Origin of the sequence: Pseudoalteromonas mucoides (assembly GCF_049257175.1) — a bacterium.
Taxonomy (GTDB): Bacteria; Pseudomonadota; Gammaproteobacteria; order Enterobacterales; family Alteromonadaceae; genus Pseudoalteromonas.
This window is the reverse complement of the sequence record NZ_JBMMUC010000006.1, coordinates 24846-40959: the sequence shown is the minus strand read 5'-3', so window position 1 is coordinate 40959 and position 16114 is coordinate 24846. Positions and strand designations below refer to the sequence as shown.

Annotated in this window: 15 protein-coding genes and 4 tRNA genes; 10 read left to right on the top strand and 9 right to left on the bottom strand. The window is 40.9% G+C overall.

The features are described 5' to 3' along the window. Nucleotides 1–96: 96 nt before the first annotated feature. From AAEU30_RS08345 to AAEU30_RS08325, 5 genes are all read left to right on the top strand, one after another. Entirely contained in the window at nucleotides 97–1077 is a 981-nt protein-coding gene (locus tag AAEU30_RS08345; protein ID WP_421960122.1) for a hydrolase, read from the top strand. Continuing rightward, nucleotides 1074–1319: a YheU family protein gene (locus tag AAEU30_RS08340; protein WP_421960121.1), complete on the top strand. Its 246-nt coding sequence runs from the start codon at nucleotides 1074–1076 to the stop codon at nucleotides 1317–1319. The genes AAEU30_RS08345 and AAEU30_RS08340 overlap by 4 nt, the downstream gene beginning before the upstream one ends. 58 nt (nucleotides 1320–1377) lie before the next feature. Then, nucleotides 1378–2571, top strand: a complete 1194-nt coding sequence (locus tag AAEU30_RS08335; RefSeq protein WP_421960120.1) for a dipeptidase — start codon at nucleotides 1378–1380, stop codon at nucleotides 2569–2571. A gap of 152 nt (nucleotides 2572–2723) precedes the next feature. Beyond that, nucleotides 2724–3635 carry a hypothetical protein gene (locus AAEU30_RS08330; RefSeq protein ID WP_421960119.1) on the top strand — a complete coding sequence of 304 codons (912 nt, stop codon included), beginning with the start codon at nucleotides 2724–2726 and terminating at the stop codon, nucleotides 3633–3635. Nucleotides 3636–3725: 90 nt separating this feature from the next. After that, entirely contained in the window at nucleotides 3726–4649 is a 924-nt protein-coding gene (locus AAEU30_RS08325) for an alpha/beta fold hydrolase (protein ID WP_421960118.1), read from the top strand. 258 nt (nucleotides 4650–4907) lie between these two features. Here the strand turns inward: AAEU30_RS08325 and tuf are convergent, their stop codons facing one another. The 8 genes from tuf to murB form a co-directional block, all read right to left on the bottom strand. Continuing rightward, complete coding sequence (gene tuf, locus AAEU30_RS08320) at nucleotides 4908–6092, bottom strand: elongation factor Tu (RefSeq protein ID WP_087532496.1); 1185 nt, start codon at nucleotides 6090–6092, stop codon at nucleotides 4908–4910. Between the two features lie 136 nt (nucleotides 6093–6228). After that, a tRNA-Thr gene (locus tag AAEU30_RS08315) sits at nucleotides 6229–6304 on the bottom strand. A 12-nt stretch (nucleotides 6305–6316) separates the two neighbouring features. After that, a tRNA-Gly gene (locus AAEU30_RS08310) sits at nucleotides 6317–6391 on the bottom strand. Between the two features lie 45 nt (nucleotides 6392–6436). After that, nucleotides 6437–6521: transfer RNA gene (locus tag AAEU30_RS08305), tRNA-Tyr, on the bottom strand. A 39-nt stretch (nucleotides 6522–6560) separates the two neighbouring features. Beyond that, a tRNA-Thr gene (locus AAEU30_RS08300) sits at nucleotides 6561–6636 on the bottom strand. 120 nt (nucleotides 6637–6756) lie between these two features. Then, nucleotides 6757–7452 carry a type III pantothenate kinase gene (locus AAEU30_RS08295; protein ID WP_421960117.1) on the bottom strand — a complete coding sequence of 232 codons (696 nt, stop codon included), beginning with the start codon at nucleotides 7450–7452 and terminating at the stop codon, nucleotides 6757–6759. Then, the gene (birA, locus tag AAEU30_RS08290; protein WP_421960116.1) at nucleotides 7449–8441 is read right to left on the bottom strand and encodes a bifunctional biotin--[acetyl-CoA-carboxylase] ligase/biotin operon repressor BirA; all 993 of its coding nucleotides are present in this window, start codon (nucleotides 8439–8441) and stop codon (nucleotides 7449–7451) included. The genes AAEU30_RS08295 and birA overlap by 4 nt, the downstream gene beginning before the upstream one ends. Further along, a complete protein-coding gene (murB, locus tag AAEU30_RS08285; RefSeq protein ID WP_421960115.1) occupies nucleotides 8438–9448 on the bottom strand; it encodes a UDP-N-acetylmuramate dehydrogenase in 1011 nt (336 codons plus the stop codon). The genes birA and murB overlap by 4 nt, the downstream gene beginning before the upstream one ends. A gap of 143 nt (nucleotides 9449–9591) precedes the next feature. On the opposite strand from murB, the gene AAEU30_RS08280 reads away from it, so the two are divergent. Continuing rightward, the gene (locus AAEU30_RS08280; protein ID WP_421960114.1) at nucleotides 9592–11436 is read left to right on the top strand and encodes a M1 family metallopeptidase; all 1845 of its coding nucleotides are present in this window, start codon (nucleotides 9592–9594) and stop codon (nucleotides 11434–11436) included. A 23-nt stretch (nucleotides 11437–11459) separates the two neighbouring features. On the opposite strand, the gene AAEU30_RS08275 is transcribed toward AAEU30_RS08280, so the two are convergent. Then, on the bottom strand, nucleotides 11460–12092 hold the full coding sequence (locus tag AAEU30_RS08275; RefSeq protein ID WP_421960113.1) for a DUF2057 family protein: 633 nt from the start codon (nucleotides 12090–12092) through the stop codon (nucleotides 11460–11462). Between the two features lie 89 nt (nucleotides 12093–12181). On the opposite strand from AAEU30_RS08275, the gene AAEU30_RS08270 reads away from it, so the two are divergent. The 4 genes from AAEU30_RS08270 (at nucleotide 12182) to AAEU30_RS08255 (ending at nucleotide 16110) form a co-directional block, all read left to right on the top strand. Continuing rightward, nucleotides 12182–12547 carry a histidine triad nucleotide-binding protein gene (locus AAEU30_RS08270; protein ID WP_421960112.1) on the top strand — a complete coding sequence of 122 codons (366 nt, stop codon included), beginning with the start codon at nucleotides 12182–12184 and terminating at the stop codon, nucleotides 12545–12547. A gap of 219 nt (nucleotides 12548–12766) precedes the next feature. Then, nucleotides 12767–13423: a helix-turn-helix transcriptional regulator gene (locus tag AAEU30_RS08265; RefSeq protein WP_421960111.1), complete on the top strand. Its 657-nt coding sequence runs from the start codon at nucleotides 12767–12769 to the stop codon at nucleotides 13421–13423. A gap of 115 nt (nucleotides 13424–13538) precedes the next feature. Continuing rightward, the gene (locus AAEU30_RS08260; RefSeq protein ID WP_421960110.1) at nucleotides 13539–15695 is read left to right on the top strand and encodes an ATP-binding protein; all 2157 of its coding nucleotides are present in this window, start codon (nucleotides 13539–13541) and stop codon (nucleotides 15693–15695) included. Between the two features lie 61 nt (nucleotides 15696–15756). Continuing rightward, the gene (locus AAEU30_RS08255) at nucleotides 15757–16110 is read left to right on the top strand and encodes a 2OG-Fe(II) oxygenase (protein WP_421960109.1); all 354 of its coding nucleotides are present in this window, start codon (nucleotides 15757–15759) and stop codon (nucleotides 16108–16110) included. Nucleotides 16111–16114: the final 4 nt, after the last annotated feature.

Genomic DNA, 16114 nt, shown 5'->3' with positions numbered 1-16114 from the left:
GACGCGCAAAGCCCCTATCAACTTGTTTGATTAGGGGCTTTTTATTGCGAAAAATTTGTTACACTCATAATTAAATTAGCTGAACAGTTTTAAATAATGCTTTCAAAATTTAAGCCTGCATGGTGGATGAGTAATCGTCATGTACAAACTATTATGCCACGGTTTTTTAGGCCTTTTCATACTACTCGCTACCAATTAGAGCTACTTGATACGCCAGATGGCGACTTTTTAGAGCTCGCTTGGTCATTACCAAAAAGCGATGATGCTCCGCTTGCTATCGTACTGCATGGCCTTGAAGGCAACATTAACAGTTTTTATGCCAAAGGCATGATGAAGGAGCTAAAAAAGCAGGGTTATAGTGTTGTTTTAATGCATTTTCGCAACTGTTCGACGCAAGCCAATAAACTTCCCCGTGCTTATCACAGTGGTGAAACTGGCGATCTTGATTTTTTTGTTAAGCAACTTAAACAGCAGTTTCCAAATCGCCCTATGGTTGCAGTTGGCTTTTCATTAGGAGGTAATGTACTGGCTAAGTATGTTGGTGAGCAAGGTAAGCAGTGTGTGCTCGAAGGCGCAGCGGTTGTTTCTGCACCTTATGATTTATCGCCATCGTGCCAAGTAATACGTAAGAGCCTTGGTAAAATATACCAAAAGTATTTGCTCGACCGAATGAAAAAGTCAATGCACCGTAAATTACCGCAAATTAAGCAACAAATCGATTTAACGCCAGAGCAATTAATGAAAATTGATGATTTATGGCAATTTGACGATCAGCTAACTGCCCCTCTACATGGTTTTGACGGCGCAGAAGATTACTACCAACAAGCCAGCGCTAAACCCTATTTAAAAAACATTACTACGCCAACTTTAATTGTGCATGCGAAAGACGATCCTATGCTATCAATTAAAGCAGTACCAAGTAGGCAAGATGTGAGTGAACATGTTACGCTGCGCATCTCAGAAAAGGGCGGCCACGTTGGGTTTATATCAGGTAACAACCCATTTAAACCTGTGTATTGGTTAGAACAAATCGTGCCTGAGTATTTCAATCAGCTAGTTAATAAAGAGCAGTTATGATCATTCCACACCAGCAACTCGATAAAGACACACTTTATAACTTAATCGAAAGCTATGTTTTACGTGAAGGCACCGATTACGGTGAACAAGAGTTCAGTATTGAAAGTAAAGTTGCACAAGTTAACCAGCAATTAAACAATGGCGATGCAATGGTATTTTTCTCTGAACTGCACGAATCGGTCACCATTATTTCGAAAAACGAATTCAAAGCTATGCAAAGTGAAGAGCAATTTAACGAGTAAACTTGTCAGCTTCACGATAAAACTTCACAATGGTTCTTTTACCTCAAGAGCCATTAAAATGATAAAACTAAGCTCAGTTGTGATCGCTATTTCTCTTGCCCTTACAGTTCAAGCACAAGCAACGACGACCCCCCCTTCAGATAAAGCAATTAAACTCACGCAAGATACCATTTTGATCGATACACATATCGATGTACCTTACCGTATTCACGCTAAATGGGCCGATGTAACCAAAGCCACCGATGGCGGTGATTTTGACTACCCTCGCGCGGTTGAGGGAGGTTTAAATGCCCCTTTTATGTCAATTTATATCCCTGCCAATTTAGAATTTGAAGGCAAAGGTAAAAGCTTTCAGCTAGCGAATCAATTAATCGATAGCATGGAAGCAATTGTGCAACGTGCTCCTGATAAATTTGCTATTGCAGACTCAACACAAGATATCGAGCAGCAATTTAAAGACAAGAAAATGTCGATTGCGATGGGTATGGAAAACGGCTCACCTATTGAAGGTGACATGAATAACCTGAAACACTTTTTTGACCGTGGGGTGCGTTATATCACCTTAGCTCATTCGCAAAGTAACCATATTTCTGATTCATCTTACGATATACGTCGTAAGTGGAAAGGCTTAAGCCCATTTGGTAAAAAGCTGGTCACTGAAATGAACAACATTGGTATGTTGGTCGATGTATCGCATATTTCTGATGATGCATTTTATCAAGTAATGGAAATCTCAAATGTGCCTGTCATCGCCTCACACTCTTCATTACGCAAATACACCCCTGGCTTTGAGCGCAATATGGATGATGACATGCTATTAGCGCTGAAAAAGAACGGTGGCGTTATCCAAATCAATTTTGGTTCAAGCTTTGTTACATCAAGCTCGCGTAATTGGTACGATCAATTAAATGACAAAAAAGACTCGGCGAAAAAGCAAGGCACTAAATTAAGCAAAGATTTTGATGCGATGTATCGTGCTAAAAACCCATTCCCGTTTGCCAGCCTTGCGCAAGTGCTTGATCATATTGATCACGTTGTTGAGCTAATTGGTATCGATTATGTGGGGATTGGCTCTGATTATGACGGTGTGGGTGACTCATTACCAATTGGTTTAAAAGATGTTTCAAGCTACCCTAACCTAGTGCAGGGTTTGATGGATCGAGGCTATAGCGACAAAGATATTAAAAAGATTTTAAGTGGCAATATGCTTAGAGTTTGGAAACAAGCTGAGCAATACGCAAAGCAACATTAAATTTTATGCGCTAGGCTTGGGCCTAGCGCTTATAGCCTCTGTGAACACCGCATTTTTATTGGCCCATATATTTTATCTTCATTTAACACACTTTTTAACAGACTTTTATAACCAAAAAAGATAAATTACCCATTTTAGAGGCGGATTATTTTATGGCTATAAACAAAGGAACTATCGCGATCACCATAGCAACACTTGCCTTGGTAATTGCCTGCTACGGAGCATTTTTTAAAGACAAGCCAAGCTCGCTTGATGACCCCACGCAGCAACCTTTGAGTCCCACTGTTGCTGTTAGTATTCCTGCACAATACCAACAATCTAATGAAGCCCTGATTGACGAGCTAAACAAGAAAGTGAGTTCGCTACAGCGCCAAATAGCTAACTTAAAGCTACAGGCACCGGGCTCTTATCAAGATCAAGATACCGACGAATTTAAAGAGCTAGTACTTAATGTGCTAGAAGAAAAACAGCAACAAGAAGCTGAAGAACTGCGCGAACAGAACCCGCTTTATGGCTTCTACGCAGATTTACCAAAAGACTATGATTTAAGAATCAAATCAGAACCTGATTATGCAAAACAAATAAACGCCCAATTAAGAGAGCAAATACTAGACCCAAATATGGCAGATTTAGATAGATTAGCGGCGCTGAGCCAGCTGCAAATGAATATGTTTATCTTGAATAAATCGAGCATGCCTGAGTATGACTATGAAGTAGTAGGCAACATTTTAAATTTAGCGAATAGCAGTAGCGACGAAAAATTTAAAATCCAAGCTATCGAGTTAACAACTCAAGCACCGATACTGGATCAACGCCTTGCAGAGCAGTTTACCAACTTGTTAGAACGAGACTCGAATGATTATGTTCGTCGCTTAGCCGCTCAAGGTTTGGTGGCGCAATACTATCAATCCCAAAATCAGAAAGATGACTACACGCAACAAATGGCGCAACACCTACTTGCAGTATATAACGACACCTCCGATAGTGCGGTCAGAGCAGCGCTTGATGAAATGATTGGCAACCAAGATATACTAGATGAGTTACGCAAAAGTGCTGGTTATTAACTTATAAAGTTCATATTTCTAGTCATGATCCAGCACCGTATTATGGCTATACTCTATTAAAACTACGCAAAACCTTGTAACCAGTTAAGTATGCTGACAGTTCAAACCAAGAGCGGGATTATCATTAATTATGAAGACACAGGCGACAGAACCGCGCCTGTTATAATTTTAATTATGGGTTTAGGTGCACAGCTGACTGTATGGCCGGATGAATTATATTTAGGCTTAGTAGCTAAAGGCTTTAGGGTAATCCGTTTTGATAACCGCGACACGGGGCTTTCAAGTCAACTTGAACAATTAGGCAATCCTAATTTATTTAAAGTATGGTTAAGTAAACGCCTCCCTGCTGCTTCTCACATCCCTTACACTTTGGATGATATGGCAAATGATGTGCTGGAGTTAATGGCTGCGTTAAAAATCAAAAAAACGCACCTAGTGGGCGCCTCAATGGGCGGTATGATTGCACAATTGATTGCTGCACAGCATAAAAAGAAGGTATTAAGTTTAACCTCAATTATGTCGAGCTCAAGTAAACCTAAGCTGTCGGCCTCTAGCTTAAAACTATTTTTACAGCTTGCAAAGTATCGCCGCTCTCAATCTAGTCGTGATGGCGCTATACATTATAATATAAAGCTAAATCAATTAATTGGCAGTCCAGCCTACCCACAAGATGAACTAGCTTTACGTAAACAAGCTACACTAGGAGTGGATAGAGCACACAACCCGCAAGGCTTTAACCGACAACTCGCAGCCATTGCCGCCAGTGATTGTCGGCAACATTTAATGCCAAAAATCAAAGCCCCGACCCTCGTAATACATGGCAGTTTAGACCCTGTCATGCCAGTAGCCGCTGGTAAAAAAACGGCAGCCCAAATCAGGAAGGCAAAATTAAAGATAGTAAATGGTATGGGCCACGACTTCCCGCCAGCATTAATGGCAAAAATGACCAAGTGGATCAGCAAACACGTTAAAAAAGCAGAACAAAAACGCGCACAGAAAAAGAACAAGCCATAAGCTATCAGCTATCAGCTATCAGCTATCAGCTATCAGCTATCAGCTATCAGCTATCAGCTATCAGCTATCAGCTATCAGCTATCAGCTATCAGCTATCAGCTATCAGCTGCAAAATTTTGTTCATATTAACTTATGTGTCAAGAGAATCTTGTCTTTCCTGACGGCTGACGGCTTAAAGCTGACAGCTCAAATCGCAGACATTAAAAAACCCGAGACAAAGCTCGGGTTTTTTAATGCTTAATGCATTACAACTGTTGATTACTCAACGATAGTTGCTACAACACCAGCACCTACAGTACGGCCACCTTCACGGATAGCGAAACGAAGACCTTCATCCATCGCGATTGGCGCGATTAGAGTTACAGTCATTTTAACGTTATCACCAGGCATTACCATTTCTACGCCGTCTGGTAACTGTACGTCACCAGTTACGTCAGTTGTACGGAAGTAGAACTGTGGACGGTAACCTTTGAAGAAAGGAGTATGACGACCACCTTCATCTTTAGAAAGTACGTATACTTCTGAAGTGAATGTAGTGTGTGGGTTGATTGAACCAGGCTTAGCTAGTACTTGACCACGTTCAACGTCTTCACGCTTAGTACCACGTAGAAGTGCACCAATGTTCTCACCAGCACGACCTTCGTCAAGAAGCTTACGGAACATCTCAACACCAGTACAAGTAGACTTAGTAGTCTCTTTGATACCAACGATTTCAACTTCGTCATTCACGTTGATGATACCAGCTTCAACACGACCAGTTACAACTGTACCACGGCCTTGGATTGAGAAAACATCTTCGATAGGCATGATGAATGGCTTATCGATGTCACGCTCTGGCTCTGGGATGTAAGAATCTAGTGCTTCTGCAAGCTCAACGATCTTGTCTTCCCACTGCTTTTCGCCTTCAAGTGCTTTAAGAGCAGAACCTTGAATTAGTGGTAAGTCATCACCTGGGAAGTCATATTCAGAAAGAAGTTCACGAACTTCCATTTCTACTAGCTCAAGTAGCTCTTCGTCATCAACCATGTCACATTTGTTCATGAATACGATGATGTAAGGAACGCCAACCTGACGAGAAAGTAGGATGTGCTCACGAGTTTGTGGCATAGGGCCGTCAGTTGCAGCAACAACTAGGATAGCGCCGTCCATTTGAGCAGCACCAGTGATCATGTTTTTAACATAATCGGCGTGTCCAGGACAGTCTACGTGTGCGTAGTGACGAGTAGGAGTATCGTACTCAACGTGTGAAGTTGAGATTGTGATACCACGCTCGCGCTCTTCTGGAGCATTATCGATTGATGCGAAGTCTTTAGCTACACCACCGTATACTTTTGCAAGTACGTTAGTGATTGCTGCAGTTAGGGTAGTTTTACCGTGGTCAACGTGGCCGATTGTACCAACGTTTACGTGCGGTTTTACGCGTTCAAACTTTTCTTTTGCCATGACGGAACCTATCAGTTTTGTTTATCTAGATTACATATGAAAATAATCCACCAGCAGGTAGATTAAATTAAATTTTTCAAATTTCAAATAGTATTTTCTGACAGATAAAGGAAGTAATCAAGAAGATTCGTATGACTGGTGCTGATAGGCAGATTTGAACTGCCGACCTCACCCTTACCAAGGGTGCGCTCTACCAACTGAGCTATATCAGCAACACCATAAACTGGAGCGGGCAGCGGGAATCGAACCCGCATCATCAGCTTGGAAGGCTGAGGTAATAGCCATTATACGATGCCCGCGTTAGGAACCTGTTCTTAATCTACCTCTAACCGTCAAGAATAAAGTGGTGGAGGGAGCTGGATTCGAACCAGCGAAGGCTGAGCCGTCAGATTTACAGTCTGATCCCTTTGGCCGCTCGGGAACCCCTCCACGATAATTCTTTACTAAGCACTTCCGGTAAAAGGAAAGTGGTGCCGACTAACCGAGTCGAACGGTTGACCTACTGATTACAAGTCAGTTGCTCTACCAGCTGAGCTAAGTCGGCACTGCTTTAGTACGGGGCGAGATATTAGAGTAAGGTTTATTGGGATGCAACAATAAATTTGAAAAAATTGTAATTTTTTAACTCAAATGCTCACAAATCAGGCAAAACGAGGTTTTTTTGTTACTTTTCGCTTAATTCGCGCCAATAGTTTAAACCCAACATCACCAAATGCTCAGCAAAAATAGCATCAGCAAATTGCGTTTGTAACAGTTTTGCATACCCCCCCGCTAAAATTAACTGCGGTTTTTTACTCGTTATATGTAATTTAGCTTGTTCAATTGCTCCCACTGTCGCCACTAACGCGCCATTTTTTAAACCATTGGGTGTGTTAACTCCAAGCTCAGTGTTAAACGGCGTTGCTTGATCGTCAAAAACTCGTTGAGTATTTTGCGTCAGTGAGCGGGTCATCAGTTCTAGCCCTGGGATGATCCAGCCACCTAAGTGTTGTCCATTAATGTTTAGTACATCAATGGTGGTTGCAGTGCCGGTGTCAACAATGATGCAATCTTGCTGCGGCCATAACTTATAAGCTGCAATAAGGGCTAACCAACGATCAATACCCAAGTTTTGAAATTGCGCATAGGCGCAGCTTAATCCATCAAGTTGTTTAGTCACTACAGCTTCAAAACAAGGAATCTTATGCCTACTTGCTCGTTTAATTAGCTCATCGAGTTGCTCACTCTTACCTACGCATGCATACACAACTTCTGTTACTTGTTGCCACTGTACTTTGTCTACATTGCAGCTTGTGATATTACCTTGGTTAAATAACGCTGCTTTTAACGCGGTATTACCTACATCTATCAACAGTCTCATAGCTGTGCTTTCCGTAAAGAAATCTCACCGCCATAATAACTCTTTGCTTCACCATCTTGGCGAATTCGAATACCACCATGCATATCTATTCCCTCACAAATACCTCGCCAGCTTCTATGCCCAGTATTTAGCTCAACACATTGCCCTGAAAAGGCATCTAGGGTATTCCATTGTTGATACATATCTTGTAAACCTGTTTGGCTGTATTGCGCCAAGCGCTGCTCTAAGTGAGAGGTAAGATGCGCAACGAGTTTGTTTTTATCTAATTGCGTTGTATGTTGGCTTAAATCTGTCCATGCTTGGTCTATTTGCTGACTAACGCTTTGTGGCATCTGTAAGTTTATGCCAATACCAATCACTAACTGACATGGCCCTTGGGGTTGCCCGTCAAGTTCAACTAATACACCAGCTAGCTTTTCTTTATTGAGGTAAATATCGTTTGGCCATTTGAGCTCAATATCTAACTGGTAGAGTGCTTTTAACGTATCGTAAACGGCAAGCCCTACCGCAATTGACATACCCATTGCCGCTTGAAGGCCGTCATCTAAACACCAGTAATAGCTATAATAAAGGTTTGCACCAAATGGCGACTGCCACACTCGCCCTCGACGCCCGCGCCCAGCTTGCTGCATTTCGGCTACAATCACAGTACCAGAGTCTAACTGTTGCTTTGCCGCTATACGGCGCATTAACTCACTATTCGTCGAGTCGATTATAGGCTGTACTTCTATTTGTGCTGTATCCGCCCCAAGGGCTTGGTAATAATGTTGAATTTTACTTTGCTCTAGTAAACCAACGGTATTATTCAAGCTATAACCTTTTCCATTCACTTTAAAAATATCAAGGCCCATCTCTTGTAAACTTTGTATGTGTTTACTCACAGCAGCGCGACTAATACCAAGCTGCTCTCCCAGTAACTGCCCTGAGATAAAGCCACCGTTATTTAATGCATTTAAAATAGCTAACCTATTTCCATCAGGCGCTTTCATGGCGTTTCCTCTAAATCAATATGACATTCACCGTCTCTTGCCATCAAGCGCACTTCATGTTGTAGCTGTATTTGATAGCACTGCCACACTTGCTGCTGAATATGTCGCACCATGGCAATTAAGTCAGCCCCAGTACTATTACCATGGTTAACTAACACTAGCGCTTGTTGTTGGTGCACTTCAATACCCGCTATTCGATACCCTTTTAAACCAGCCTGTTCGATTAACCACCCTGCAGCGATTTTGTGGTGTTTAGTGTCATAAATATAATGTGGTAATTGTGGATGCGTTTGTAGCAGCGTTTGCAGCTGGGAGTTGGTTATTATTGGGTTTTTAAAAAAGCTCCCCGCATTTGCCAGTTCATATGGGTTAGGCAATTTACTATTTCGTGTTTTGATCACTTGCTTAAAAATGTTTTTCGCACTGATATCCTCAAGCTGCTGTAATGGTCCATAACTTAATTCTGGCTGCCATTGTTTTGGTAAACAAAATCCAACTTGGGTGATCACCGCTTTATTTTTCAAGCTATGTTTAAAAATAGAGTCGCGATAGCCAAACTGGCACTCGACATTATTAATGCGTATAAACTGCTTGCTGGTGATATCAAAGTACTCAACATATTCAATAAACTTCGCCAGCTCAACGCCATAAGCACCAATATTTTGTACAGGTGCCGCCCCCACAGTACCCGGTATCAGTGCTAGATTTTCAAAGCCCGGCATACCATGCTCAAGCGTATAAATAACTAACTGGTGCCAGCTTTCTCCTGCAGCAACTTCCAGCAAATAGTCATGCTTTCGCTCGCCCGCAGTGATACCTTTAGTCGCCATTTTAATCACCTGACCTTGGTAGTCAGCTAAAAAAACGGTATTGCTACCCTCACCCAGAATACAAAAAGGGCTATCAAATGATTGCTGTTGTAATTGCGCGAGCTCAGTAATTTCAGTTAATTGTGAACACTGACTCGGTAATGAAAATGTGTGAAAAGCTTGCACAGAGTGAGTCACAAAATGCCTCAAAGGTTAATTGCCACTAATCGCATTAGTTTACCCCATCATCGCAAAACACGCATCAGATTGCAGAAATTGTTCAAAGTAGTTAGTCAATCGTGTTATAAAACCAGCACTTTTTATTTGTGTTCAGGGTAATTATGAAAATCACTCCTCTTTTTTTCAGCCTCGCAATGGCTGGTATGTGTTCTCAAGCGATGGCCAGTGCTGTTGATCAAAACTCATACGCGAACCTTAACGATGTTATTACAACCCACTTAAACCTTGATTTAGATATCGACTTTGATGACAAGCAATTAGAAGGTTTTGTTGAGCACACTCTTGAGTGGCAAAACAGTAACAGTAAAAAGCTCGTGCTTGATACTCGTGACTTAGATATCGATAAAGTCATGTATAAAACGCACAAGGGTGGCTGGAAAAAAGCAGATTTTACTCTCGCTAAACGCGACGATGTAAAAGGCTCAAAACTCACTATTAGCTTTAAAAGCCAAGCGCAAAAAGTACGTATTTACTATAATAGCCGACCAGAAGCCTCTGGCCTGCAGTGGCTAACACCAGAACAAACGGCGAGCAAAACTCACCCATTTATGTACAGCCAATCGCAAGCAATTCATGCCCGCAGTTGGTTACCGGTACAAGATACTCCAGCAATGCGTGTAACTTATACTGCACGTATTCATACCCCTGAAGATATTCGTGCGGTAATGAGTGCCGATAATAAAGATGCGCTCTATAAAGATGGTGATTACCACTTTGATATGCCGCAAGCAATTTCGCCTTACTTAATTGCAATTGGTGCGGGTAACTTAGAATTTAAAGCCATGTCTAAGCAAACGGGGATTTTTGCTGAACCAGAAATCCTTGATGCCTCAGTTGCCGAATTTAACGATACCCAAGCAATGATCGACAAAACCAATGAAATGTATGGTGAATATGCATGGGGTCGTTACGACTTATTAATGCTACCACCTAGTTTCCCATTTGGCGGCATGGAAAACCCACGTCTTTCATTTATTACCCCAACTGTAGTAGCTGGTGATAAGAGCTTGGTTAATCTAATTGCCCACGAACTCGCGCATTCGTGGTCTGGTAACTTAGTAACCAATGCAACGTGGGAAGATTTATGGCTAAACGAAGGGTTTACCTCATACGTTGAAAACCGCATTATGGAAGAAGTCTTTGGTCGTGACCGTGCCGTAATGGAACAAGCACTTGATGCCGCAGGCCTTCGCGCACAGCTTAAAACTATTGATGCACCAGATACACGCCTTAACTTAAAGCTTAATGGTCGTGATCCAGATGATGCTTTTAGTTCAGTACCTTACACCAAAGGTCAGCTCTTCTTAATCTACCTTGAAAACCAATTTGGTCGTGAAAAATTTGATGACTTCGTGAAAACCTACTTTAACGAATTTGCTTTTAAGTCATTAACAACGGCGCAGTTTGTCACTTACATCGAAGCTAACTTAATTAAAAAATACCCAGGTATTGTTAGCATGGATAAAGTTAACGAGTGGATTTTCCAGCCGGGTTTACCAAGTGATGCACCTAATCCTACGTCTGATGCGTTTGACAAAGTAGACGCTGCAACCACAACATGGTTACAAGGCTCTACAACTGCAGCACAGCTGCCAACAGCAAACTGGACAGTGCACGAGTGGTTACACTTTCTAAATAACCTACCACGAGACTTAAGCATTGAAAAAATGACTGAGTTAGACAACGAATTTAATCTAACTCAATCAACCAATGCTGAACGTGCCTTTGCATGGTACATGCTAGCTGTAGGCAATGGTTATCAACCAATTTATCCTTCGCTTGATAAGCACTTGTCAGGAATTGGCCGTCGTAAACTAATTGTGCCGCTGTATAAAGCATTAATTAAAAATGGCAAGCGTGAGTGGGCACATGATGTATACATCAAAGCACGCCCAGGCTACCACCCGCTAGCACAGGGTACTATTGATGATTTATTTGCTAAGTAAATAAATCACTTTAATTAAGGCGCTTAATTAGCGCCTTTTTTTATGACCTTATCTAAGAAAGCTTGCTGTTGTTGTGGGCTTGCTTGTTGCCACCAAAAATCTAACATAGCCGCAGCACTTGGTGCACCTTGTACCGTCGGTGCAGGAGCTGACTGAGAGATAGGTGCATTAACAGCAACAGGCGCAACTGCAACAGGTTGAGCTTGTGCAGTAGGTGCTGCAACAACGTGCGAACTGTGGCTTTGTTTTTGCTCTGTTGCACTATCTAAGGGAATACCTAACGATGATCCTTTAGCTTGTAAGCTCACTTGCGGTGACTCTGCAAATACTTTAGCCGCTACTGCATTGTCTGCACGATTAAACACAATGTCATAATCTTCGCCCTGCTCAATAGTGACTGATACCCAAAACGGTTCAGAGTCCACAACTTGATGATCGTCATACCCTTGTTCGTACAAATCTGTGTATTTAAGCTTAAATTTATATGTGCCTGGTGCGAGTTCTAACTCGTCCACGCGACTAAAAAATGAATGTTCAATTACTTTATCTCCCACTTGTAGCGGGACAATTTCTTCTGGGAAATAGACAGTTTCGGCCATCGCTGTTGCACTTAAACCTAACGATACAATAGTGCTTACCAATAGTAATTTACGCATAAAAACTCCTTCTGTTTGATTTCAGTTTGACACTGCAGGCAAAATTTGTCATTAGTGACTTAAGTACAAGCCAACACAGAGCCACAAAAATGACGACCGAAACAATTTTTACCAAAATCATTAATCGTGAAATTCCTGCAGATATTATTTACGAAGATGAACTATCTCTTGCCTTTAAGGATATCAACCCGCAGGCACCGTTTCATATTTTAATTATCCCAAAAAAAGCGATTGCAACAATTAACGATATTACAGAGCAAGATGCGCCTATCGTTGGCCATTTATACGTTGTAGCCGCTAAAATCGCGAAACAGCATGGATTTAGTGAAGATGGCTTTAGAGTAGTCATGAATTGCAACGAACATGGCGGGCAAACCGTTTACCATATTCATTTACATATGTTAGCAGGTAAAAGTATGGGGTGGCCTCCTTACCAAGACAAGCCAAAACTATAACTTAGCACTTTTCAACGTAAAAACTTTAAAATGCTAATACTAAAACACCAAAGTGCAAAACTTATATTTAACAGTTAGTTACAAATATGAGGCGGAATTTAATAAACAAGTAACGTGAAAAGTGCACTTTTCTTGTACGAATCTAGGAAATTTCTAATACGAAAGGGGTGGATTGCGTGGTAGGATTGATTAGTCAACTTTATTCAAGAGTATGTAAGTATGAGTAATTCAGCCTTTTTGTTACTAGATTTAGAGCCAATTAATACAATTGGTATTAATGTATTAGAGCCATTGTTAAAAACCCAAGGGCTAAATGTTACAACTGGAACTAATATTTTAGACGTTCCTGAAAACACTCGTTTATTGTTTATTGAAACTTCAAGTAACGATGCATGGGGAAAATTAAAAGAACAATTAGTAAATCTGCGCGTTAAATGCGATATCGTATTATTTAATTTAGATGAAAACCCTGAGCTTGCTAATCGAGCCTTATTAAGTGGTATTCGCGGTGTATTTTATACAACTGATAACGCAGATGTATTAATGAAAGGTATTCGTTTATTACTTGAAGATCAGCTTTGGTATCGCCGCGATATTATGTGTAATGCACTAAACCGTATGTTGCAGTTTAATAAAGACGCGCTACATAAGCTGACAGAGGGTGATATTGAGCCTGTTAAATTAACTAAGCGTGAAAAAGCAATTATTTCATTAATGAGTAACGGCTCTAAAAATAAAGAAATTGCCGAAGCACTTAGCATTAGCCCACACACAGTTAAAACACATTTATACAGTGCATTTAGAAAAACTAAGTGTCGTAACCGAATTGAGTTGCTTTCTTGGGCTCAACAAAATATTCCTGACGAAATTCGTTAAATATTTGCCCCCATTATAAAACAGGTACTTTTGTGCCTGTTTTACTTTGATAAATTGCTAAGCTTTAAAAATCCTATTATTCTGAACGAGTCTCTCTGATTTGCTTGGAATAAACATGCTCGACTCCCTCACTCTTTACTTTGCCAGCGCAGCTATGATGGCTGTGATGACACTGCTAAATTTTCTAACGTGGCGTACCAACAAACACACCCCAGGCACACTCCTTTTCATTTTTTATCCATTAGTACTTTTTGCCGCACTTATGAGTTTTGCCTTACATGGTAATATTGATAGCGTGCCAATTGTTATACTCGCGAATACACTTTGGTTTAGTGCATCAGTTATACATGCATTAGCAATCAGTCAGTTTTTTGATTACAGAGGTAAAGAATTAAACTTTTTTATCATCAGTACACTGTTCTGCGCAGCCCTACTAGTATACTTCACGGTTGTTGACTCAGATTTACGCAACAGAATACTTGCTGCTGATTTACAGCACCTAAGTGAAGCTATACTTTTATTATACTTATTTATCCGCTTTGCCAGAAAGCCCTACCCTAATGGCAGTATTGTTTATATATTTATTCTTTCAATTGTGAGCTGTATATATGCTGGGCGCGCCTTTTTAATGGAAGACGTCAACAATTTCCCCCTGTTAAAAGAGAACTGGTTTAGTGTTACTTTATTAGTCAATGGGGTAATAGCCCCCATGTTTTATACCACAGGTATGGCGCTGCTTTGTAATGAGCGACGCGAACAAAACCTTAACCAACTCACTGCTAAAGCACAAAAAGATCTCGAGATACGAGGCTTGTTTTTATCAACGATTAGTCATGAAATTCGCACCCCCCTTAATGGTATTTTAGGCAGTGCACAATTAATTCTTAATCAATCAAGTGATCCACGCGATAAACCTTACTGCGAAGCGATAATTAATTCAGCTGAGTCTTTGAATCTACTAGTAGATAAAGTACTCGACTACGCAAGCTTAGACCAACACAACGAAGCACTTTACGAAGAAGACATGGAGTTTAAAACTTGGCTACACAACTTATGCCTGTTATTAACGCCATTAGCAGAGCAAAAACGCCTGCACTTTGAGCTAATTTATAACCTACCTGAGCAAGCTTGTTATTATTGTGATCAACAAAAACTGCGTCAAATAATCATAAATTTAATGGGTAATGCAATTAAATTTACGGATCAAGGTGAAGTAAAAATTCGTGTCGAATTGCTCGAAGAGCGTCAGCTAGAACACCGTATTCGTATAAGTGTCATTGACTCAGGCCCTGGCATTGAAGATGATGAAATTGAATACCTCACCGAGCCTTATGTACAAAGCAATGCAGGTAAAGAAAAAGGCGGAACAGGCCTTGGTCTTGCGATCACCAGCAGGTTATTAGACAAACTAGGTTCTCGCTTAGATATCTTCAGCGAATTAGATAAAGGCAGTTCGTTTAGCTTTGATATTACGCTTGCATTAGGTGAATTGAGCTTGGTCGAACAGCGCCATCAATCGAAAGAATACATTACGGGACTTGATGTTTTACTGGTAGAAGATTTAGACCTGAATCAAAAAATAGCCATTGAATTTATGGCTGATGATGAACATAAAATCAAACTAGCTCGCGATGGCAAAAGTGCTATTAAATTGATGCAACAGCACCACTTTGATGTGGTTTTATTAGACATGAATTTACCCGACCTAACAGGACAAGAAGTACTCAAGACTTTAAAGGGGGTTGAGCATAAAAACCAACGCACACCCGTCCTTGCTTTTACTGCGAGCTTGAGCCCTGACGAAATAAAAGAATATTTTGCGCTTGGCATAAAAGACATTGTCGGCAAGCCAATAAAACACCATAAGCTACGCCAAGCTCTGAGCGACTCACAAAATAACCAAGCACCGATTATTGCCGTTGAACTTAGTGATGTGCTGTATGATGAAACTGCAGCCGAAACGTTAACAAGCTCATTTAATGAAGATGAAGTCTCTTCTATTTACAATGAGTTTGTACTTTCAGCCCGCAATAAGCTTATTCGCGCTCAACAGTTGCTTGATGAAGACAAAGAGCAATGCATTAAAGTACTGCATCGACAAGCAAGCACTGCACTACAGCTTGGCTTTAACCGCTATGGTATTGAACTTAAAAAAATAGAGCGCAGGCTCCTAGACAATAAGCCGCTTAAAGATTCACTTACAGAAGCCATCGTGCTGTGGCAAAGCAGTTTAGAGCAATACTTAAAGTATGTTAGAAGTGAGTTGAGTTAGCGAGTTGGCGAGTTGGCGAGTTGGCGAGTTGGCGAGATTAAAGTAACTAGGAGCAAGTACAATGGCTATTTTTAAAAACTTATTTCGCTGGCAGCGTGGCCGACAGCTTTCAGGTTATGACAAAATGCTGTTGTGTGGCGCGTATTGGCCGGTAAAATTCGACACTTACTTAATTAAGTTTCCTCTAGGTAGCGAAATAAAGCCGCACATAGATAAAGTACTTACCGGTAAACACTTTCGCTTAAATATTATCTTAAAACATGCCCAACAAGGTGGTGAATTTATTTGCGATAACACATTATTCCAAAACAGCCGGATAAAATTATTCAGACCCGATATTGCTCAGCATGCAGTGTCTAAAATAGAACAAGGAAATCGATACATATTAAGTATTGGTTGGGTCAAAGAGAGTTAATCTG